Here is a 19,195-nt window from a genome sequence, read left to right on the forward strand (position 1 = left end):
CATTGGGAAACGGAATGGGAAAACGGGTGGTGTTGATGGTGGAGCCGGTAAGCGATACAGCCGCACTCCACTGGACGATCCAGCCGTTTAGCCAACTCGGAAAGATGATGTAGCCAGTTCGTCCAATGACCATCTGAAACCCCCAGCGCAGCTTTTTTGGGGTGACGATGGTGGTGTTGTCAGTGCCAGCATTCACCTGCACCTGAGTCGCCAGACCCGCCGTACCCAGCGCACTTTCGGTGGCTTGCACCACCTTTTTTGCAATGGCCTGAAAGACCCGCAACGCGCTCATCGGCTTGTTGGTGTCAGCCCCCGTTTCAGCCTCGCTCTGGCTGGCAAATGCAACGCCATAGCCTGCCAGTGAATTGGGCGTACCTGTCAGCGATGAAAACATGATGCCGGTCAGGCCCGATCCAACACCTGTGATGGGTCCGGCGATTTCCACGCCATCAGCGGAAACCCGCACACCATTTCCATTGACCCAAGGCGTTGGACCCAACGCCATGAACGCCCGCGTTACACGGTCGTAACTTCCGAGAAAGCCTACCCCGGCCTTCTCTCCCCCAAACTGCCCGGCGATGACACCTGCAGCCCATGACGCACCCTCCACCGTGCGAATGTAGAGGCTTTTGGCATCGGTCAGGTTGATCGCGCCCGTCAGTGTTCCGCCCGAAAGGGGCAAGGCATCGGTGATACCGTAATCTTTCAAGGTGGTTGGATTGCTACCTGCAACCACGATCCCGCGAACGTCGATCTCTACCTTGGTATAAGTGCCCGCCTTACGGGTGGGGGGCAGTACGTTGGTGAACCAGTTGTCCACGTACTCGCGAGTCGCCAGAACCACCGAGGGGTCAATCTTCAGCTCGATGTTTGACGTGCTGCTGACGATCAAATTAAGCCGAATGATTTGCGTGCGCCCCGATCCTTGAGTCAGCAACGGCTTGAAGGTGGGGGCACAGTTGGCAATGGCCACCAAGTCGCCTGCTGCGTCATACAGGCCGATTTCCCGAACCCACCAGCCGCCTACGTTTTCCGGAATAATCTGTTCGGCAATGATGACGCTGGCATTTTTGGGATCGACCTTGACCTGATTCAGGGGCGCACGGCGCCGCTCATTAATGAGCTTGGTTTGTAGCCTGTCGGGCATCGGATCAGTGCCCTTGGCATCTCCTACACCCATTTGGGCGAAGGTCCACGGCACGCCCAAGGCTGCGGCATTGGCTTGTTTTGCCTCGCCAACGGCAGTGAGGATGGCAAAAAACTGGCTGTTTTGGTCGGTCATGAATAAATGTCCATCGTATCTATATGGTGTTCGCGGCCGCCAAACGGCAAGTAACCACTGACGTCAATGTCGCGCTGGGTCGGCGGGTACACGCTGAGTTCGTCGCCCTCATACACACTTGCGCCGATAAAGACCGTGCCGCTGGTTTCCAAGCTAATGGCCAAGCCGCTCATGTGTCGGCTGACAGGCCGGGCATCGTCGATCAGCGCTGTCAGCTCTTGGTACATTTCCTCGGTAATGCCGGTTTCCAGCACCCCGACCTTGAGTACGAACGTCCCGGGCACGCCGAGCGGCAAGGTCTGCCACCACTCGATCACTTCCAGCAAATAGCCCAGCGGCTCAACCACACGACGCAGGGAGCCGATGGTGCCCTTGTAGGCATGGATGAAAAACGCTGATTCAATGGCGGCGCGCTTGACCTGCTCGCTCCAGCGGTTGTCCCAGCGGTCCACCGACCACGCCCACGCCAACTGGTGCAGCAAGTGCGCCGGACAGGTTTTCGCGTTGTACAGGGTGCGGATCGGAACCACCGGGTTGTGATCAATCGCCGCTTCGATGGCCCGCTCTAACTGTGTGCTGTTGAGCGGCAGCAGGCTCATCCGGCACCGCCTTGGGTCACGCTGTACCCGATGCAGTACGCGGCTTGGTGCTTGGCCCGGGGGATGTCGACCCAGCCGGGTAAGTCCACGCGACTGACGCCGGTGATGTGCAGTTGCGCATCAATGGCCGAGCGGGAGATTTCCACGCCAAGGCGCCGACGCGGGTTGATCCAGGCCGCGAGGCGCCGGGTGGCTTCGGCCAGAATCGCTTCGTTCTCCGAGCCGGTTCCGGCCATGTGCAACACCGCGTCAATGCGGTATTCCTGCACCTCGGCGCTTTGCACCGTGACCCGATCCCCGACCGGGCGAATGTCTTCGTCGCTGAGGTGGGCCAGCACCTTGTCCAGCAGCGGCTGGTCGGCCACGCCGTTGCCCTCCAGATGCAGCACGGTGACAACCACGTGGGCCGGGCTCGGGCTTTCGGCCTGCGCGTCAGCCACCAGCGCCGAGGCGTTGCGCGCGTGCAGGATGTAGCTGTTGCGCGGCCCGGCCGTGGTCAGGCCCTCGTACACCAGTTGGATACGCTCGCGTAATGCGTCGTCCAGTTCCATCACCTGCGGCACCGGCGGCACGCTTTGCAGATCGGCTTCCTGAATCACCAACCGTTTAAGCCGCACGTTGGCGGCGAGGTGATCGAGGTCGGTGCGCTGGGCGTAGGCCAACAGCAGTGACTTGGACGCATCGTTGATCCGTGCGCGGATCTGCAACCGCCGATATGCGCCCAGCTCCAGCAGCTTGACCACCGGATCGCTCTCCAATGCCGCGTTCCAGTTGTCGCCCATATAGCTGCGAAACACCGCCAGTTCTTCCTGATAGGCGTCCTCAAAGTCCAGCGACTCCAGCACCTCCGGGGTCGGCAATGCCGACAGGTCCACGGTACTCATGCGCTCACCTCCATTGCTACGCCCTCGCCCCGGTACAGGCCCTTGAGTTCAAAAGTGATCACGCCATCGAGCACCGCCGACACCCGCACCGACTGCAACTTGAAACGCGGCTCCCACAGGTTCAACGCGTGGGCGACCTCGGCCTGTACCGCGCTTTTCCAGCCCGCGTTGATCGGCATGTCGACGAACCGGCGCAACTGGCAGCCATAGGCTGGGCGCATGCGCCGACTGCCCACCGGGGTGGTGAGGATGTCGGCAATGGATTGGCGCAAATGCTCGACGCCGGAAAGGGCCGCGCCGGTGTGGCGATCCATTCCGATCATCGCGGGTTACTCCGTCAGGCGTTCAAAATCCGGGTGGCTGTTGAGGTACTGAAACTGCTGATCGTCGACCGCTGTGGCACGGCCTTTGGCGACCGCAAGCGTGGCGCCGCCGGGCAGGATCAGGGTGCGGGAGGTGTAGACCTTGTCGCGGAAAGTGCGGACGGGGTCCGCGACCGGGGTGGTTTTTGAAAGGACAGGGGCCACGGGATCAGTGACTTTGTCGTCAGGTGTTTTGCTCATGGTGTTCTCCAGGTAATAAAAACCTCGCCGTAGCGAGGTTGGTTAAGACGGTGTGCCCGTTATTCCCGCACCGGGTGTTACGCCTTTATGGGTGTGCGTCGATCCGACATTTAGCCCGTTGTGGGTCAAGATCGATCCTTTGATCACCACGTCGCCGTTCAGGGTGATTTTCCCGGTCAGGTTGATCGCTTCGGCCTTGCCAGTAATGGCGCTGTCCGTGACCACCGCCGAACTGCTACCGACCGCAATGGTCACGGTGCCGCTGGGCAAGGTGATGGTGTAGCGCTTGGCCTGCCAGTCGTAAACCAACGAGCCGCCATCATCAAACCGCCACACTTCGACGTGGTCGCGGTTGTCCGGGGGGGCGCCTGCGTCGCCGTAAAGGCCCGGCACAAAGGTGCCCATTTCGGGTTTTCCGCTAGGGCTGAACAACACGCCCTGCTCGCCAATGCTCGGTGCGCGCCAGTGCCGGGCCTTGCCCGCTGCCACGCTGTGCCAGCGCACCCATGCACTGGTCCAGTCGCCCGTGGAGACTCGGCAGGCTGGAGGGGATGCTGCCAAGTCCACCGCCACCACGTAGCAAGGCATCAACAGAGCCGCGATCATGCGGTCGTGTTCAGCAGTGGCGTAGCTCATGGCAGGTCCTCGGGGGCGACGTGGTCTTCGTCGTTGACGCTGATCAGCAACGTGCCCGGCGGTTCATCAGGCCATGGCCATTCTTCTTCACCGAGGTAAACGGTCTGCGTCCACTCCACCAGCCATACGGTGTAGCCGTCCAGTTCCAGCCGGGTCCAGTCCTGACTCGACCGCTGAAACTCGGCCGGTTCAACTGCCAAACCCCACGACTGAGCACGCAGCAGCACCGCCAGTTGGGTGGCCAGGTGCACGGCTTGCGAGTAGTGATCGGCGCGGATCACGTCGACAATCACCCGCGCTTCAAAAGTGAGGGTCAGGGTGGTTTCACCGGTGCCGATATCGGTACCGGGCTCGATCTCGGCGATGTCGAGAAACACCGCCGGGAGCGGGATGTGTTGCTGGATGTCCGGCCAGAAGCTGACCACTTGCACGCCCGGCAAGTGCTGCTGGAGGTGCTGCTCGATGGCCTGATACAGCAGGTCGAGGCTAAACGGCGGCTCAGGCACGGCGCGTCCCCTTTAAGTATTTTTGCAGTTCGAAGTTCATCTCTTGTTTGAGGACGTGCATCAAGCGCTCGTCGGCCTTGCGGCTCCAGGCGTCGAAGTGAGGGCGCACGGCGTCCAGTGAGATTTTGGCTTTAGCCAGCGGGAAGCGGTCACTGTTTTCACCGACAAACCCGGAGCTGGCCCCCGTCTGTGAGGTGACTTGGCTATCGGGATAATCAGCCGGGTTGAAGTGCTTGCTCGCGGTACGAATCCACACGTCAGCCTGATTGCCATACACCTTCTTATAGAAAGCCCCCTGATAACGCCGCCCCGCCACCGACACGCCCGCCTTGGTCTGACGGGCGCGCCCTGCCCGGCTGGCTTCCAGCGGGTTGATGCCGAACCAGAGTTTGCCGCGCATTGCGCCACCCGCGACAGGGTAACTGCGCAGCCGCTGCCGCACCGCCTTGACCGCGATCCGCTCTTGCTTGCCCACGGCCCGCGCGATGTGGGTGCGCAACCAGCCGAGGGTTTTGTTGATGGCCCGGCGCTGGGCTTTGGCAGCCGCCTTGGGCACGAGGATGGCCAAGTCCGCAAACGCTTTCAGATGCTCAGCCGAGGCCTGGATGTGGAGCATGCCGCTGTTCTTTTTGACTTCGCTGAAACTGCCGATGCTCATGGGCGTTTCCTCAAGATCAGCGACACCAGCCCGTCGCCGCTGGGCTCCAGTTGCAACAGGTCGTAATCGCCGCCACCGTCCAGCGCAGGCAGGTCGATGGTGACTTTCAACCCTTTGCTCAGCCCGTCGGAGTCCGCCACCCGCACCACAAAGTGCGGTTCCCGAATGGCCGTGTTTAGGCGACCGATCTGCGGCTGTTTCCACGGTGCCGAGAACATGCCCAGCACCGGCTCGGCGCGGCCTTCGATGTGGCCGGTGTCGGCCAGCACGTCGAAGATCACGCTGTCGATGTCGGCCACCAGATCGCGGATGCCCACGCTTACAGCTCCAGCAGGATCTGCGCACGCGGTCGGGTGCAGATATGCAGCGGGTTGGACTGCGCTTCGCCGGCCATGCCTTTGTTGAAGGGCATCGGCTCGATCTTGCTGTAGTACGGGATGCCTTGGGTGTTGACCGTTTCCATGTAATCGGCCGGGGCGAAAGCGGAGATGTACAGGTCGGGCACGCCTTCGGGAACGAGCAGGGCTTTGTCGTCGTGGACGAATGCAACGCTTCCGATCTTGCCGCGATAGCGTTCCCAAACAATGCCGCCATACTCGAAACTCTCGCGGGCATCGCCGCGCAGAGCAGCCGCTTGTGCCGAGCTGAGATAGGTAGCCTTGATTTCCTGAAGGCCCATCAATGTGTTCCAAAAGTTTTTGCCGCAGAACGCCCGTGCACCGGTGCTGGTAACACTGCCAAGCGCATCCTCCTGCAGATCCAGGGCTATACCGCAGTTGACGCGAAAGTCGGTGCCAGCCTTGGTCATGCCCATCGACATACGTTGTCGGTCAACACCAAATCTTTTGTACAGATCAATCAGCACGGTTTTGCCGTCCGCATCGAGGATCTGGCCATTCAAGGCACCGGCGCGCTGGAACTCGTGTGTGACGTCCAACTGGCGACGCGCCTTGAGCAAGCGCGCATTGACCACGTCCTGCACGGCCTGCAATTCGCTGCGGGTACCGAAGGCGCGGATGCCCTGAATCTCGTCGGCCTTGATGGTGAAGCGTTCCGGCAGGTGAACGGTGTTGAACGGGATCAGCGTGCGTTTGCTGGCACCGACGATCAGGCCCGAGGTGCCGCGTTCACCGGCCGGCACCAGGGCCAGGGTATCGCCGTCCTTTTCGATCTGTACGGTCAGGGTAGTGATGCCCTCTTCCTGAAATAGACCAAGGCTGCTCAGGCGGCCGGGCTGGTACGGTTGTTCGTTGATGGCAGCGGTCAGCGACGAAACAGAAAACGCATCGTCTTCAAAGATGGCGATGTCGGCCATGGGGGACTCTCCAGAATGTAAAAACCCCGCTCGATGGCGGGGTGCAGTAAAGAGATGGTCGGCTTAGCGCACGATCACAAAGTGTTCAGCCAGCGACTTTTCGCCCTCGGGGTCAAGGCCGGTGAGGTGCGCTTCGCTGACTTCGGCTAGGCGCACCACCGCACGGCCACGACGCACGATGTCTGACTCGCCCAGCGGGCCGTACAGGATGGCAACGGCTGTCTGACTGCCGTCTTCGGCAGTCGGCACGTACGGCGCGAATTCACCCGATGCGGTCACCAGCCCCAGTACCTGGCCGGGGTTCAGGGCCGGGCCAGCGGCCACGTTGATGGCTTCGCGCGAGATGTTGCCCGCACCTTCGGAGAGCAGGAACTCGCCCGCGTGCATCGGCTCATGTTTGATGGTCATGCTTTTACCCCTGTCTGGGCGGCGCGACGGGCCGCGTAGATCGCGTTGGTGTCAGGTTGTTTGACCTGGGTTTTGGGCGCCGGGTCGTCGTTGATCGGCAGGCTGTTGTCGATCTCAAACCCGCCGCCACTGACCAGCTTGTCGAACAGGCGACCGCGCACTGCTTCGGCGGTCAGCCCGGACGCCACGAACTGCGGGGTGAACTCCGGCAGCCGCGCCGCCACGCACAAGTCGCGCACGGCCTTAGCGTTGGTGATTGCGGCGTTAACCGTGGCTTCGTCGACCAGCTTGGTGGTGTTGATGATGGGTTCGATCAGGTTGCTGATCCCGGCGGCGTTGCAGCTCTGGGTGATCAACAAGGCCAATGCGGCCGAGTCAACGATGGGCGGTTTTTCGGGTTCTGGTTCAGGCTCCGGTTCTGGCGGTTCCTCCAACTGAGCCAGCAAGGCTTGCGGCGCATGCTGATAACGCTGCAATGCGCCGCCCTGCCCCAGACAAGCTTTGACGGTGACGCCCTCGCCCACTTCATCGGCCAGCCCCAAGGCCACCGCTTCACTTGCGGTGAGCCAGGTTTCGGCATTGACCAAACGCCGCAGCTCCACTTCGTCGATGTTGGGCGACTTGGCCTTGTAGGCGGCGATGATCACTTCCAGCGCCTGATCCAGCGCCGTGGCCACTTTGCGCAGATCCTCGGCATCGCCGGCCGCGTAGGTCCACGGGTTGTGGATCATCAGCATCGCGTTGCTTGCGATCACCACCTTATGCGCGCCGCACACCGCGACACTGGCCGCGCTGGCTGCCAGCGCATCAACCCGCCCGGTGCAGCGCTCGCCTAACCGCGACAGCGCGTTGTGAATGGCCAGCCCGTCGAACAGGTCGCCGCCGATGCTGTTGAATGCCACCACAATCGGCGACACGCCGTCGTCCATCGCTGCCAGATCGCGCACAAACTGGTTGGCAGTGATGCCCCAGGTGCCGATCTCGCCATAGACGTAGACCTCGATGCTGCGGGCTTCGGCCTCACCGCTGGCCTTGAGGCTGTACCAGTGTTTGTTTTGCGGCGGCGCGGGGTCTGCCGCCTTGTTGAAAATGCGTAGCCTGTTCATGGCGTCTCCTTGTCGGCCGGTTCGGTGGGCAGCTCGACGAGCGTTTTGTAATTGAGGCCCAGCTCGCGGGCGCGTTTTTGGTCAGCGGCGTTTTCTTCGTCGACGGTTTCGGCGTCGTAGCCCTGACGCAGGACCATTTCGCTGCGGGAGTTGAAGCCCGCGTTGACTTCCATCATTCGCGCCTGAATGTCCTGCACCGGCTGGATGTAGGCCCAGCCTTGCGGCACCCAACGGGTGCGCAGGTATTCACGGCGCCGTTGTGCGTAGTCGACCAGTGTCAGGCGACCGGCGAGCACGGCCATGTCCAGCCACGCCGCGCGCACCGGGCGGCACAGTTGGTGCACGTACACGCCAAATTGCAGTTGCTCCAGACGGCGTCGGAACTCGTTGAGCACCACCCGTAACGCCCGGTCATTAACCTCGCGCATGTCGCCGGTAAGAATTTCGTACGGCGTGCCGGTCCCGGCGGCTGCGGCCATCAGTTGTTGGCGCATAAAGTCCGGGTAGTTGTTGCCCGCATCCGGCGGCTTGGAGAACTCCACCTCTTCGCCCGGCCCCAGTTCCTGCATGGTGCCGGGCTCCAGCGCGACCATCGGGGTGAAGCCATCGCGGTCTTCGGTCAGTGGCAAGCCGGTGACAGGGTCGCGCGGCTGTTGCGTGGCTTCGGGCGGTGGCCGCGAGATAAAACCGGCAAATAGGTTGGCCACTTCCTGACGGAACAAAACCGCGTCGTCGTAGTTGTCGAGGCTGCGCAGGCGTTTAAGCACTGGGGCCAAACGCGGCACACCGCGCAACTGGCCCGGCTCTACCGGTTCAAAGATGTGCAGCACTTGTTCGGCCGGGACGCGCACCAGTTGGTTGTAACCGGCGTTGAGCGAAGAGGCGTCACGCGGGTGAACGCGGTACATGTGATAGGCCACACGCTTGTGCGCCGGGTTGAACTCGATCCCGGCGCGGATGCTGTTGCCGTTTTTGCACGGTTCGAATTTGTCGTGCGGCACAAACTCCGGGGCCAGTACCTGGAGCTGCAATGGCACGGCCAGATCCTCGTCCAGACCGCGAGGCCGCAAGCGCACAAAGCATTCACCGGCCGTTTCCACGGTGCGGGCGATCAACGCCTGCTGGCCGTAGAAGTCGGTCAGGCCATCGGCGTCTGACTCGTCGACCCAGTCATCCCACAGGTCTTGCTGCAACTTGCGCAGGGCATCGTCTTCGGTTTTGGGACGCGGGGTGATACCGGTACCGATCAGGTTGCTGACGCGCTTGTCGATGACGTTGAACGCATACGGATCGTTGCGCACCGCCGAGCGCGAACGGGCGCGCAGGTTGCGCAAGGCCGGGGTGTTGAGGCTGTTGATGCCGATGTCCGGCGCCTCCCAACTGGCCGAGCGCCTGCCCTCACCGGCCCCTTCGTAACTGGCTTTGATCCGCTCGGGCAACAGAAACCCGTTGCGGGTCAGGGTTGGATACTGGCGCGCCATTTAAAGCCCCTTGCCTGCGTGATACAGCCGGATCACCCGCGAGCGCGGCCCCGTGGCGGTGACCAGCGAACTGCGGATTTGATCGCGCGCCTTGAGCAGCTCATCGACCGTGCGATATTCCACGGTGCGGTCGGCGTAGCGCACGGTTTTCTCACCACGCGCGATGGCCGACTCAACGGCGTCGAGGTGCTTTTGGGTAAAGGACATAGTCAGCGTCTCTTGAGGTAGCCGCTGCTGGAGCTGCGACGTTGTGGGGGTCGTGCGATCGGCTGCGATTGGGCGGCCGGGGGAGTTACGGGGGCAACAGGTTCAGCGGGTTGTTGCACAGGTAGTACGACCGGGGCGGTGAGGCGCTCGGCCTGTACCGGTTTTTCATCGAACAAACCGGCCTGTGCCAAGGCTTGGCGGATGCGTTCCCAGTCGTGTTCCTTGTAGCGGTTCAGGCCCAGGTAATGGGCCATCGCCAGGTTGTACACCATCAGGTCGAGGGCTTCGTTGCGCTCGGCTTTGCCCTTCACCCACTCAATGCGCTTGTGGCCGCGCACGTACCGCGCCACCTTGCGCTCGGCCACGCACTGGTCGAAGAACTCGTCCGGCAAGTCATTGGCAAAGTGCAAGGCGCCCGGCCCGTCTTCAAACGGGTAGCGGTTGTAGATCCAGTCCTTGGCGGTGTCGGTACCGACAAACCACAACTCGGCGCCGTTGCGTTCGGTCTGGCCTTTCCAGGTCACGTCGACCATCGACGGGCGTTGCGCGATCACAGGCTTGCCTGGCTTGCTCGCGCCCTTGATGGCGAAGATGTTGCGCCACCGGCGCACGCGGCAAAACTGGTAGACCTCGTCGGTGTGGTGGCCGCCGGAGTCGACGGCGGTGGCCAGAATGCCGAGGCCAACGCCGCATGGGTGCGGGTAACGCGCCATGAGTTTTTCATCGAGCACGGCCCAGGTGCGCTCATCCGCCGGGTCGCCCCAGATAATCTGGAAGTCGACGACCCAGCGCTCCATACCCACGCCCCAGCCCATCACCATCAGTTCCAGGCGGTTGGCCTGCACGTCGACCGAGGCAGTGAGCATCAGCACGCGGTGCACCATGGCGCCAAGGCCGTACGGTTCAAGGCGTGCGCGGTCTCTCAATACCGTGGCTTTGGTTTGTTCCTGGGCGCTGTCCCAGACCTTGGCCAGACGGGTGTTGTAGAACACTTGCATGGGCTCCAGGTCACCCCGGTTCTGCGCCTTCTTGGCCTTTTCAAACTGCTTGGCCAGCGACGGCCAGTCCATCCAGCCGAGCGGTGAATACAGGGCGTTGAGGTGAAAGCCGATGGTTTCGCCGTCGCCCTGCGCGTGAGAGCGCCATTCGCCATGGGCCAGCATCTGGCCCTTGTGGTGTTCTTCGATCAGTACGTCGCAGTCCGGCCCGGCGCATTGGTAATGGACCACGCGGTAATCGGCCGAGTAGTGCAGGTTTTCCCACTCCAGCACCTGCATGTGGCCGCAGTGCGGGCACGGCACGTAGTAGTAACGCTGGTCGCTGGTTTCAAACAGGTCAGCAATACGCGATGCACCCTTGATCGTGGGCGAGCTGGAGAAGTAGAACTTGGCGTTTCGGCCGAAGGTACTGCCCCGGGTTTCGGCCAGTTCGATGGGGTCACCCTCTTCGCCCACGTCGACATCCCAGCGGTCGATCTCATCGCCGTAGATGTAGCGCGCCGACAGCTCGGCCAGGTTGGCCGCAGAACCGGCGGTGGTGACGTACAGCGAGCCGCCTTCGAACTCCTTGGTGTCCATGGTGTTGCGCGAGTCACGCGAACGGGTCGCCGCCACGCGTTCGCGCAGCACCGGCGTGGCCTTGATGGTCTTGCCGATCCGTGACGACACCCGCTTGGCCAGGCTCAGGCTGGGCAGCAGGGTCAGGATGTTGGACGGCACCATGTGGATCAGGCCGCCGATCCAGTTCAGCGCGATCTGAGTTTTCATTAACTGCGAGGCCACCATGGTGACCACGCGTTTGCAGGGGTGAGCCGGTGACAGGCAGCGCATGGGCTCTCGCGCATACGGCGTGCGCGAGGTGCGGTACTGGCCGGGCTCGGCAGCGCCGGTGTCACGCGGGATGCGCATGTATTCGTCGGCCCACTGGTCGACCCACAGCGACGGGTCAGGCCGTAGCCCACGGAAATACGCCTCACGGTACACCTCTGCACCGTTCGGGATTTCCGTGTGCATGGGTTAACTCTTGTGGTTGAGGGCGTGAACCAGGTCAGCCGAGGACATGCGCTCGGCGTCTTCCAGCGAAGCGCGGATCGCAGCGGTGAGGCGGCGTTCGATTTCCCACGGATCGGTCATGGCGGCCAGCTCGGGCGCCAGTTGCGGTGGCATGCCCAGCAGTTGATCGCGCAGCAAACGGCCCGCGTTGAAGGCGCCGGTTTTCACGGCTTCCAGCTCGACCTGCGAGCCCTGCACCTTGTGGAATTCCGCCTCGGCCAACTGCGCCAGGTAGTACTCGCGGTGGGCTCGGGCCTTTTGGAAGTCGGGTTGTTTACCGGCCGGGCCGCTGGCGGGCTGCGGCGCAGCCATGCTCGGCGTGGATTCGACCAGCGGGGACAACTGGCTGGTCACGTCGCGCTGCACCCGATCCGCTTGATGCCGGGCCGTGACGGCGGCTTTGCTGGGGTCGGCCGTCTCGCGAATCAGCGCGACGGTGGCATCGACATTAACCAGCTTTTCGTCCGCCGACAGCACCAGCCGGTTGTTCTTTCGAAGCCAGGTGATGTAACTCGGCGCCTTGCCGATGTGAGCCGCAAAGGCGCTCTTCGACAGAAAGATGGGGTCTGTCACAAGCCCTCCTTTTCAACGGCTTTTCAATGCAAGCCTTTCAATTTCAATGGATTGAATTTCAATAAGCTGCCAGCCCAGCGGCTAACGATTTCCCGCGGGTTTCCTGCCCCGTACCCGTGGATATTCCCCAGGGTCCCCGGCAGGTTTTGAACATCCGGGAATTGTTACGAGCGATCCGATGGCGGCACGTCGCAAACACCCAGCCGCTTGGCAACCCAACGCTCATAAAGCCCGATGGCGACATCCGCGCCGGCCATGGCCGTGAGGCAGCCCAGTGCCGAAGACGCCCAGAGTGAAACGCCGTTGACGTGCAACAGCATCATCGTCGACAACCCGCACACGACGCAGGCACCGGAGCGCAAGACCAAGCGCCGCACCAGCGACCAGCCTCGCGCCCCGTCCTTATCGGCCCGCCACATCTCGCCGGACACGCCACCGATCATGGACAGGACGATCAGTAACCAGATCGGCATATCAGCTAACGCTTGTTGCTCTGTTGTCATCGCCTGCCCCATAAACGCAAAAACCCGGCGCAAGGGCCGGGTTTAGTGGTGGATGCCTGCCGCTCTCTGCGGTCGCACCTATCGAAGATGGCTACTTTTTACAGGTGGATTCTCATGGCAGCAAGCCGCTTTTAATGCCACCGGTGAATAAGTGGGCTACGCGGGTGAACGCCCGATGAATGTCGGCGAATACATCACCCCGGCTAGCGCTTTTGGGGTCTGCCTGCCCTGCCCCACTGTTCAGGTTAAAGGTGGGACAAGGGAGAACGCCTAAATCAAAGGCTGTGACCCACTGTCCTACTTCTTTTACTTTTTTCTCGTGTAAAGAGAGGTTTATAAAAACACGCGTGCGCGTGACACGCGCGTATGTCTGCCCGCTGCGCTCACATGTGCGGGAGGCACTTTTAAGCGGGACGGTGGGACAGCCCGTCAACGACGCGGTCTGCGCCTGACCCACTGCGACACAAAGCAGCGGGACAAGGCGGGCCATTGAGGTGTGATAGGCAAAGGTAGTGAGCAGGATCACGCAGCCTGCTTCCCGAGCAACAAGTTAGCGATGCACTGGTGTGCTTCGTGAAGACGGCGGTAATAGGTCGGCGCACTGCATCCGCAATACAGCATCTTCTGCGACAAGAAGCTGTCGTGGTTGCAGTAGTGCTCGCGAACCAACACCGACAACTGCGGCGGCAGGTGTTTGTTGACGATCAGTTCGATGTCCGCCGACTCGTCGAGCAACACCCGACTGCCACGCGTACCGCGTATCAGCTCGCCCTTGGTTTCCATCAGCATGGCAATCATGTTACCGCTGCCCGTGCCCTCGGGTGATTCGCTGTGCAGGTCTTCCGCCCACAGCTTGAGTAGGGTGTCGATGCGCTTAATCAAAGCAAGGCTCCTCGACTTTCTCTACCTGCAAGGCCGAGGCGCCACCCCAACCCAGGGGCTTCTTGTAAGCCCAAGGACGCTGCCCGCTTTTAGCCAAGGCTGGCAGGCGCACACGACGCCATCCAAGCCGGTGCATGATCGCGCCGACGCGCATTTGCTCAGGCTTGCCCCAGTGACCGAAGTCGAGCTTGAGCGCGCTGGCCAAAACTTCGCTGCCGCTGGTGGTTTCACCGATCTGTGATTCTTCCAGCCAGTTGAGGATCGGGCCTTCCCATTCATCCACCACAAAGCGCTCATCTTGGGCTTCGGAGAACATCGCGGTTTCGTCGCGGTTGACCCACCAGATCTCGCCTGCTTCGTAACAAAACATCGCCTCGGCCCACAGCTGGTCGCGGATCTCGCGCAGTTGCTCCAGGTCGACCTTGGTACACGCGACCGGCCAGTAACGGCGGTTGCCCGTGGCGTCTTTGAGGTATTCGTCCTGGTTGGTGGTGCCCACGAACACACACTGGCGCGGCACGTCATTGGTTCTGCGGCCGTAGCTCTCGCGGTAGGTGTCGGTGGACGCGGAGAAAAACTGTTTGGCCTTGGTGCTTTCAGCCTTGTTGAAGCTGTCCAGCTCGCCCAGCTCAATGATCCACTTGCCCCGGATCGCCTGAAAACCGTCCTTGTCGCCCAAGGCAAACGGCGTGTCCATAAACCAGTCACCGCCGAGGATACTCATGGCCGTCGACTTACCTTCGCCCTGCCCGCCTTCAAGGATCATCACCGAGTCCGCTTTACAGCCGGGGCGCATCACCCGCGCCACGGCCGAGATCATCCAGCGCTTGCCGACCTTGGCGCTGTAACCACTTTGGGCCACGCCCATAACGGTGTTCAGCCACGTGTCGAGGCGCGGCACGCGGTCCCATTCCAGTTTATTGAGGTAGTTGCGCACCGGGTGAAACGAGTGGTCATGGGCCACCACGCTGACGGCCTCGATCACGCTCGATGCCTTCACCCGCAGGTTGTATTGCTGGGCCAGCCACTTCATGACGCGGATGTCGTCAATGTCGCCCCAATCGCCGGTGCCACCGCCATAAGGTGGCGTGCGCAACTTGACGATCTTGGAGCTGAATGCACTGAAGGCGATCACCCCGGCCCAGCGCTCATCGTTCCCCAGGATCAGCTCGACGTTTTGCATGTGCGCGATCAATGAGCCGTTTTCAGTGCGTGCCAGTTGGTCTTTCCAGCCACCCGCTGCCGGCGGTTTGACCACCGCCATCACCTGACGACGCACTGCGTCCAGCCCTTCGGCACAGTGCAGGTCGTTGAAGTCCGTCCACTTGATCTCGCGCTCACCTGAAAAGATCGGCCCGACCACTTGGCCACCGACGATCAACGCTGCGTTGCTGCCCTTCTCTTCACCGGGGTTCCATGGCTCGCCATTCGGGCGTTTGGTCTTCCAGTCATCGTCGCGGCACACGATCAACGCGCGGCCGGGGAAACGCTCGCGCATGGCCTTGGCCACAGCGCTGAGGTTGCCAGCATCAAACGCAATGGCCACCGCAAACGAGGTGGCCATGTGCAGGCTTGCACCGGTGGCGTAGCCCTCACACACCAACACCGGCTCGCCGGGTTCAGGATGCGGGCCAATCAGGTGATAAGCGCCTTCTTTGGACATGCCATGCGGCCAGTAGGATTTGTCGCGGTCGGTATCTGCCTGCTTTTCCGGGTAGATCACTTGCAGGCCGACGATCTGGTCGCGTGCGGTGGTCATGGGGATCAGCAATGCCCCGGTGCGCGGGGCATAACGCACACGTATGCCGATGATTTGCTTGCGTTCCAGATAGGCGCTGCGGCCCTTTTCCGGCATCCGTTTGAACAAGCCCGCCGCACGATTGGCAGCCCGGCGAGCGGCATTGGCGGCCACCTCAGCGGCACGTCGCTTGGCGTCTTCCTGACGAGCACGCATCACGTCGCGCTCCTCCTGACTCATGCGACCCGGTTTTACTTTGATCTTGTTGCTGTCGCCCGTGCGCCAATCACCGAAGCTGCCGAAAATCAGAATTTCGTTTTTCTCGGTGCGGTGCTCATGGATCACGTACCAGCCGTTTTTCTCCTTGCCCTTGTCCTGCGTAGTCTTGCAGCGGGTGAGCTTGCCGAAAGTCAGCGGTTGCGCAGGCTCAAGGCCGTGATCAGCGAATTGACCGAGAACGTCATCGAGCATAACGAGTACCTACTTGTTCATTCAGTTGTTGGCAGGCTGCACAGCGTGTGCAACTGGTGACGGCCAAGCGACGGGCCAAAGGGATAGTTGAATCGCAATCCACGCAGAACTCGTAAGACTCAAACACCGGCAACGCCTTACGCGCTGCCAGGGCTTGATCGATACGTTCCTGCACTAGGTCGTTGGCAAAATCAGCGATGTCAGCCACGGTCGCCACCTCGCGTGGTCGAGTTGACGTAGCAGGCACGGTTGAACAAACCCAGCAGCCCTTGGATACCGCGAAACACTTGCAGGCGGATCTCGGCCAATTCGCTGTCGTTGACCACGCCGTCGCCAATGCTCTTGGCCCAGGTGTCGGCCAGATCCGCAACCTGACGGAAATACACCGCAAGGCCGGTGGTCAGCGTCTCGGGCATGTCATCGGTATACGCCTCGGCCAACTCCTGCCAGATCGTGTCGCCCACCAATGCGTGCACCGCATCCAGGATGCGGCGGTCTTTGGTCAGCTCCAGGATCTCGGCGAACTCTTGAACGTTCACCGTGTGGCTTGGGTGAGTCGGGGACAGTTTATGTTGCAGCGTGGTGGGGTTACGGCCGGTGGTGGCGGCAATGGCAGCAGCGCCGCCGGGGTAGTCGCGTGCAGCGTGGTACAGCGCCAAATCGAGCGGCAAGATTTCGCGTCGCGCTCGCTGGGTGCAACTCAGAGCAATACGGCTCATGGCATTAATCCTTGAATGTTGCCAGTGCCGCGCGGCGTGTTGTGGTGGTACATTTGCCGCGTGGCTTGTAAGGGCCCAAAAGCCGGCTCGGTCCGCAAGACCAAAACCGGCACCGTGCAGAGGTGAGCGATCCGTCGCTCACCTCTGGCGCAACAGCTGCCAGATCTGTGGTGGAGAAGGCAGCAACCCAAGGCTTCCGAGCCTTGGAAAGCGCGGTTAAAGGGAGGTGGTTTAGCATGTGGTGTGCCCGCCTACCTTTACCGCGACCCGACAGCACTGTGGTGGTGTGTGCCGGGAGGAACTGGGCGGCCTTATGGGTCGCCTTTTTTCTTTCTAATCTATGCTGCCGCTTTATGGGGCGACGATGCCTCTAATAACCATGCAGCTTCAAATGTGTGACCGTTTTTACTTGCCGCTGCGGCTAACAGCTCGGCATAGCGGGTTTCACCGGTGTAATCAGTCCGAGGCAAACACGCTGCCTGGCGCCATTTGTTCAGCGCCTGATAGCTACGCTTACACACCTTGGCTGCGGCACCGATGCCACCAACAGCTTCAAACGCGAACGCAATAGCATTCGGAAAATCTGCGGGGTTCAGCATGGCAACCTCCATTTATCAACTCGCAGTTGATATTAAACATCAACTGACTTTTGTGCAAGCTCTGTGAGAGTCTCAACCTATGGTTGATAAAGATGAATTACGAGCCGCGTTCAGCGCGCGTCTACATGAAGCACTCGACGATGCCGGGGTTCGCGCCCGTGGACGCGGTGTGGACATCCACAAGCGCCTGAAAAGCGTGGGGGTTCATAAAACCACTCAAGCTATCAGCAAGTGGCTGAACGGCGAGGCTATGGCCGAGGCCGACAGCATGGTCGCCCTGTGCGACTGGCTGAAAGTACGCCGTGAATGGCTGGAATACGGTGTTCTGCCTAAAGAGCCGATCGGCGAAAGCAATGTTCATCAACTGCGGGTTGGTGACGATAGCAATGTCAGCGGGATGCTCGACCGCTTTGGAAAAGTACCACTCATCTCTTGGGTACAGGCTGGAGCTTGGTGCGAAACCATCTGCAACTTTGAGCCATACGACGCTGACGAATGGCTTTCCTGCCCAGTGCCTATTAGCCAAAGTGGTTATGCGCTGAGAGTCTTGGGCGACTCAATGACAAACCCAGGGCCAGGTAGAAGCTACCCGACTGGCTGCATTATCTTTGTTGATCCAGAGGTGCAAGCCAATACAGGGGACCGTGTGGTTGCTCGGGTTCCGCGTACCAATGAAGTGACCTTCAAGGTACTTGTAGAGGATGCGACACGGTTTTATCTGCGCCCGATCAATCCGCAATATCCAATCATTGATATTACGGAAGAGACGCATATTTGTGGGAAGGTGGTTGGGTCGTTTATACCAGAGTAAAAACTGATTGATTAGCCAATGGCAAAAAAATCACTAGACGCCACTTCCATACAGTGACATAAGAGCTAAAACTTAAGATGCATTAGTCCTTGTTATTAAGTTTCTAGCTCTAATTTGAGTCAAATTAGAGCTTATAGAGCCATTCTGAGAGTCAACACTAGAGTAAAATAAATTCCATACATTTTTAAAAAGCCGATTAAAATCCTCATTTCGATAGGCAGCAGTTCTAGGCCATTCGTTTAGCCATCTCTTGGAGATATGAATATATAGCTCCAAATTAACCGCACAAACCAAAGAAGTACAAATCTCCGCAGCTTCTTGCAACTCAGAAAATCCGACTGTCACCTTAACCGAATTTTGAGATCTCGGTAGCTGTAGCTTTATTGCATTTTTCCCTGCAAGAAGTCCAGCGCTATGGACTATGGCATGTCTTAACTCACAGAGCTTATCAAACTCTTCAAGCGGTGTTAAGATTTGGCTGCTATCTGTGATTTGCAGTCCAATTAGTGACTGAATGTTTTTCTTTACAGTCTCAGCATCTGAAAATGAAGTATTTTCAAATGCGCCTTTTTCAAGTTCGCCGTAACCAAACCAAGCAGTAGCAAGGTTTAGAGCTTTCGATGCACTTTTCTCCTTGGCTTTAGGGCACTGAACTATAATCCCTGCAAATATTTCACGAAAATAATTTTCCGTAAGCGAAATTAAACCAACTAACACCAAAGGAAGCACAGTAGGATTAAGCTGAGCATAGTTAGGCGATATTGCAGAAAGTAAACGATTTCTGTCTGCATAGAACATATCAATCGGGGAACCAAACTCAGTATTGGCTCTGACGTAATCTGAAATATCATTAATCCTAACAGTTGTTGCACTTGCACTAACTGCTTGCTTCCAATCCATACTCACGATATGTATTCCTCAGCAAGATAATAAATCTTAGAAGCCCAATAAGTCCCTACTTGAGGTACGGAACGAAGCTCCTTCGTGACCTATATCATGAAGAATATCTCTAACATTACGAATATTTGACTTCGATTTGATTGCTTTAACCCGCGTGCCTGTAAGCGCAAGGACTTTGTAGTGGTCAACTAATCCCGGACACGACGTTAAGTTTTTCTTCGGCCCGGGCTGGCGCCAACCCACCGTTGAATTGGTGGGGTCGAACCCAGTTGTACCGATGCATCAAGAAGTGGCTGATATCGC

24 protein-coding genes are annotated in these 19,195 nt (G+C 59.9%); 1 reads left to right on the top strand and 23 read right to left on the bottom strand.

Going from position 1 to position 19,195, the window contains the following annotated elements; genetic code table 11:
* The 22 genes from HBN61_RS22745 to HBN61_RS21200 all read right to left on the bottom strand — a co-directional run.
* Positions 1–1,282 (bottom strand): phage tail protein (locus tag HBN61_RS22745; protein ID WP_262498821.1); only part of this gene is annotated, 1,282 nt, incomplete at its 3' end.
* Entirely contained in the window at positions 1,279–1,881 is a 603-nt protein-coding gene (locus HBN61_RS21100) for a phage tail protein I (RefSeq protein ID WP_047275744.1), read from the bottom strand. The genes HBN61_RS22745 and HBN61_RS21100, both read right to left, overlap by 4 nt.
* Positions 1,878–2,765, bottom strand: a complete 888-nt coding sequence (locus HBN61_RS21105) for a baseplate assembly protein (protein WP_170047825.1) — start codon at positions 2,763–2,765, stop codon at positions 1,878–1,880. Before HBN61_RS21105 ends, HBN61_RS21100 begins: the two co-directional genes overlap by 4 nt.
* Positions 2,762–3,088, bottom strand: coding sequence for a GPW/gp25 family protein (locus HBN61_RS21110; protein WP_047275405.1), 327 nt, complete (start codon positions 3,086–3,088; stop codon positions 2,762–2,764). Before HBN61_RS21110 ends, HBN61_RS21105 begins: the two co-directional genes overlap by 4 nt.
* Before the next feature lie 6 nt (positions 3,089–3,094).
* A complete protein-coding gene (locus HBN61_RS21115) occupies positions 3,095–3,328 on the bottom strand; it encodes a hypothetical protein (RefSeq protein ID WP_186347940.1) in 234 nt (77 codons plus the stop codon).
* A 42-nt stretch (positions 3,329–3,370) separates the two neighbouring features.
* Entirely contained in the window at positions 3,371–3,964 is a 594-nt protein-coding gene (locus HBN61_RS21120; RefSeq protein ID WP_170047826.1) for a phage baseplate assembly protein V, read from the bottom strand.
* The gene (locus HBN61_RS21125) at positions 3,961–4,470 is read right to left on the bottom strand and encodes a hypothetical protein (RefSeq protein ID WP_170047827.1); all 510 of its coding nucleotides are present in this window, start codon (positions 4,468–4,470) and stop codon (positions 3,961–3,963) included. The genes HBN61_RS21120 and HBN61_RS21125 overlap by 4 nt, the downstream gene beginning before the upstream one ends.
* Entirely contained in the window at positions 4,463–5,128 is a 666-nt protein-coding gene (locus tag HBN61_RS21130) for a hypothetical protein (RefSeq protein ID WP_170047828.1), read from the bottom strand. The genes HBN61_RS21125 and HBN61_RS21130 overlap by 8 nt, the downstream gene beginning before the upstream one ends.
* On the bottom strand, positions 5,125–5,445 hold the full coding sequence (locus HBN61_RS21135; RefSeq protein WP_170047809.1) for a head-tail joining protein: 321 nt from the start codon (positions 5,443–5,445) through the stop codon (positions 5,125–5,127). The genes HBN61_RS21130 and HBN61_RS21135 overlap by 4 nt, the downstream gene beginning before the upstream one ends.
* Before the next feature lie 2 nt (positions 5,446–5,447).
* Complete coding sequence (locus HBN61_RS21140) at positions 5,448–6,443, bottom strand: major capsid protein (RefSeq protein ID WP_169840308.1); 996 nt, start codon at positions 6,441–6,443, stop codon at positions 5,448–5,450.
* Between the two features lie 63 nt (positions 6,444–6,506).
* Positions 6,507–6,851 (bottom strand): head decoration protein, encoded by a 345-nt coding sequence (locus HBN61_RS21145; RefSeq protein ID WP_047275417.1) that lies wholly within the window; start codon positions 6,849–6,851, stop codon positions 6,507–6,509.
* Positions 6,848–7,957 (bottom strand): head maturation protease, ClpP-related, encoded by a 1,110-nt coding sequence (locus tag HBN61_RS21150; RefSeq protein ID WP_170047829.1) that lies wholly within the window; start codon positions 7,955–7,957, stop codon positions 6,848–6,850. The genes HBN61_RS21145 and HBN61_RS21150 overlap by 4 nt, the downstream gene beginning before the upstream one ends.
* On the bottom strand, positions 7,954–9,438 hold the full coding sequence (locus tag HBN61_RS21155; RefSeq protein WP_170047830.1) for a phage portal protein: 1,485 nt from the start codon (positions 9,436–9,438) through the stop codon (positions 7,954–7,956). The genes HBN61_RS21150 and HBN61_RS21155 overlap by 4 nt, the downstream gene beginning before the upstream one ends.
* Positions 9,439–9,645, bottom strand: coding sequence for a phage head-tail joining protein (locus tag HBN61_RS21160; RefSeq protein ID WP_170047831.1), 207 nt, complete (start codon positions 9,643–9,645; stop codon positions 9,439–9,441).
* A gap of 2 nt (positions 9,646–9,647) precedes the next feature.
* Entirely contained in the window at positions 9,648–11,657 is a 2,010-nt protein-coding gene (locus HBN61_RS21165) for a phage terminase large subunit family protein (RefSeq protein ID WP_170047832.1), read from the bottom strand.
* A gap of 3 nt (positions 11,658–11,660) precedes the next feature.
* Complete coding sequence (locus HBN61_RS21170; RefSeq protein WP_170047833.1) at positions 11,661–12,269, bottom strand: terminase small subunit; 609 nt, start codon at positions 12,267–12,269, stop codon at positions 11,661–11,663.
* A gap of 164 nt (positions 12,270–12,433) precedes the next feature.
* Positions 12,434–12,772 (bottom strand): phage holin family protein, encoded by a 339-nt coding sequence (locus tag HBN61_RS21175; RefSeq protein ID WP_047275720.1) that lies wholly within the window; start codon positions 12,770–12,772, stop codon positions 12,434–12,436.
* A gap of 522 nt (positions 12,773–13,294) precedes the next feature.
* Entirely contained in the window at positions 13,295–13,654 is a 360-nt protein-coding gene (locus HBN61_RS21180) for a PA0613 family protein (protein ID WP_169836238.1), read from the bottom strand.
* Positions 13,647–15,863 carry a virulence-associated E family protein gene (locus tag HBN61_RS21185; protein WP_170047834.1) on the bottom strand — a complete coding sequence of 739 codons (2,217 nt, stop codon included), beginning with the start codon at positions 15,861–15,863 and terminating at the stop codon, positions 13,647–13,649. Before HBN61_RS21185 ends, HBN61_RS21180 begins: the two co-directional genes overlap by 8 nt.
* Positions 15,853–16,071, bottom strand: a complete 219-nt coding sequence (locus HBN61_RS22750) for a TraR/DksA C4-type zinc finger protein (RefSeq protein ID WP_170047835.1) — start codon at positions 16,069–16,071, stop codon at positions 15,853–15,855. Before HBN61_RS22750 ends, HBN61_RS21185 begins: the two co-directional genes overlap by 11 nt.
* Positions 16,064–16,582 (bottom strand): phage regulatory CII family protein, encoded by a 519-nt coding sequence (locus HBN61_RS22755; protein WP_169836235.1) that lies wholly within the window; start codon positions 16,580–16,582, stop codon positions 16,064–16,066. Before HBN61_RS22755 ends, HBN61_RS22750 begins: the two co-directional genes overlap by 8 nt.
* 338 nt (positions 16,583–16,920) lie before the next feature.
* The gene (locus HBN61_RS21200) at positions 16,921–17,193 is read right to left on the bottom strand and encodes a hypothetical protein (protein ID WP_524539086.1); all 273 of its coding nucleotides are present in this window, start codon (positions 17,191–17,193) and stop codon (positions 16,921–16,923) included.
* A gap of 67 nt (positions 17,194–17,260) precedes the next feature.
* Between HBN61_RS21200 and HBN61_RS21205 the strand changes: the two genes are divergently transcribed.
* Positions 17,261–17,992, top strand: a complete 732-nt coding sequence (locus HBN61_RS21205; RefSeq protein ID WP_170047836.1) for a LexA family protein — start codon at positions 17,261–17,263, stop codon at positions 17,990–17,992.
* A 72-nt stretch (positions 17,993–18,064) separates the two neighbouring features.
* Here the strand turns inward: HBN61_RS21205 and HBN61_RS21210 are convergent, their stop codons facing one another.
* The gene (locus tag HBN61_RS21210) at positions 18,065–18,898 is read right to left on the bottom strand and encodes a hypothetical protein (protein ID WP_170047837.1); all 834 of its coding nucleotides are present in this window, start codon (positions 18,896–18,898) and stop codon (positions 18,065–18,067) included.
* Positions 18,899–19,195 lie beyond the last annotated feature (297 nt).

The organism is Pseudomonas sp. WS 5071, from assembly GCF_012985765.1.
Taxonomy (GTDB): Bacteria; Pseudomonadota; Gammaproteobacteria; order Pseudomonadales; family Pseudomonadaceae; genus Aquipseudomonas; species Aquipseudomonas lundensis_A.

Bases quoted from the DNA above. Each gene is read 5' to 3' on its own strand.
- HBN61_RS21100 (WP_047275744.1), bottom strand. From the start codon at position 1,881: ATGAGCCTGCTGCCGCTCAACAGCACACAGTTAGAGCGGGCCATCGAA.
- HBN61_RS21105 (WP_170047825.1), bottom strand. From the start codon at position 2,765: ATGAGTACCGTGGACCTGTCGGCATTGCCGACCCCGGAGGTGCTGGAG.
- HBN61_RS21110 (WP_047275405.1), bottom strand. From the start codon at position 3,088: ATGATCGGAATGGATCGCCACACCGGCGCGGCCCTTTCCGGCGTCGAG.
- HBN61_RS21115 (WP_186347940.1), bottom strand. From the start codon at position 3,328: ATGAGCAAAACACCTGACGACAAAGTCACTGATCCCGTGGCCCCTGTC.
- HBN61_RS21120 (WP_170047826.1), bottom strand. From the start codon at position 3,964: ATGAGCTACGCCACTGCTGAACACGACCGCATGATCGCGGCTCTGTTG.
- HBN61_RS21130 (WP_170047828.1), bottom strand. From the start codon at position 5,128: ATGAGCATCGGCAGTTTCAGCGAAGTCAAAAAGAACAGCGGCATGCTC.
- HBN61_RS21140 (WP_169840308.1), bottom strand. From the start codon at position 6,443: ATGGCCGACATCGCCATCTTTGAAGACGATGCGTTTTCTGTTTCGTCG.
- HBN61_RS21145 (WP_047275417.1), bottom strand. From the start codon at position 6,851: ATGACCATCAAACATGAGCCGATGCACGCGGGCGAGTTCCTGCTCTCC.
- HBN61_RS21150 (WP_170047829.1), bottom strand. From the start codon at position 7,957: ATGAACAGGCTACGCATTTTCAACAAGGCGGCAGACCCCGCGCCGCCG.
- HBN61_RS21155 (WP_170047830.1), bottom strand. From the start codon at position 9,438: ATGGCGCGCCAGTATCCAACCCTGACCCGCAACGGGTTTCTGTTGCCC.
- HBN61_RS21160 (WP_170047831.1), bottom strand. From the start codon at position 9,645: ATGTCCTTTACCCAAAAGCACCTCGACGCCGTTGAGTCGGCCATCGCG.
- HBN61_RS21165 (WP_170047832.1), bottom strand. From the start codon at position 11,657: ATGCACACGGAAATCCCGAACGGTGCAGAGGTGTACCGTGAGGCGTAT.
- HBN61_RS21175 (WP_047275720.1), bottom strand. From the start codon at position 12,772: ATGACAACAGAGCAACAAGCGTTAGCTGATATGCCGATCTGGTTACTG.
- HBN61_RS21185 (WP_170047834.1), bottom strand. From the start codon at position 15,863: ATGCTCGATGACGTTCTCGGTCAATTCGCTGATCACGGCCTTGAGCCT.
- HBN61_RS22755 (WP_169836235.1), bottom strand. From the start codon at position 16,582: ATGAGCCGTATTGCTCTGAGTTGCACCCAGCGAGCGCGACGCGAAATC.
- HBN61_RS21200 (WP_524539086.1), bottom strand. From the start codon at position 17,193: ATGGAGGTTGCCATGCTGAACCCCGCAGATTTTCCGAATGCTATTGCG.
- HBN61_RS21205 (WP_170047836.1), top strand. From the start codon at position 17,261: ATGGTTGATAAAGATGAATTACGAGCCGCGTTCAGCGCGCGTCTACAT.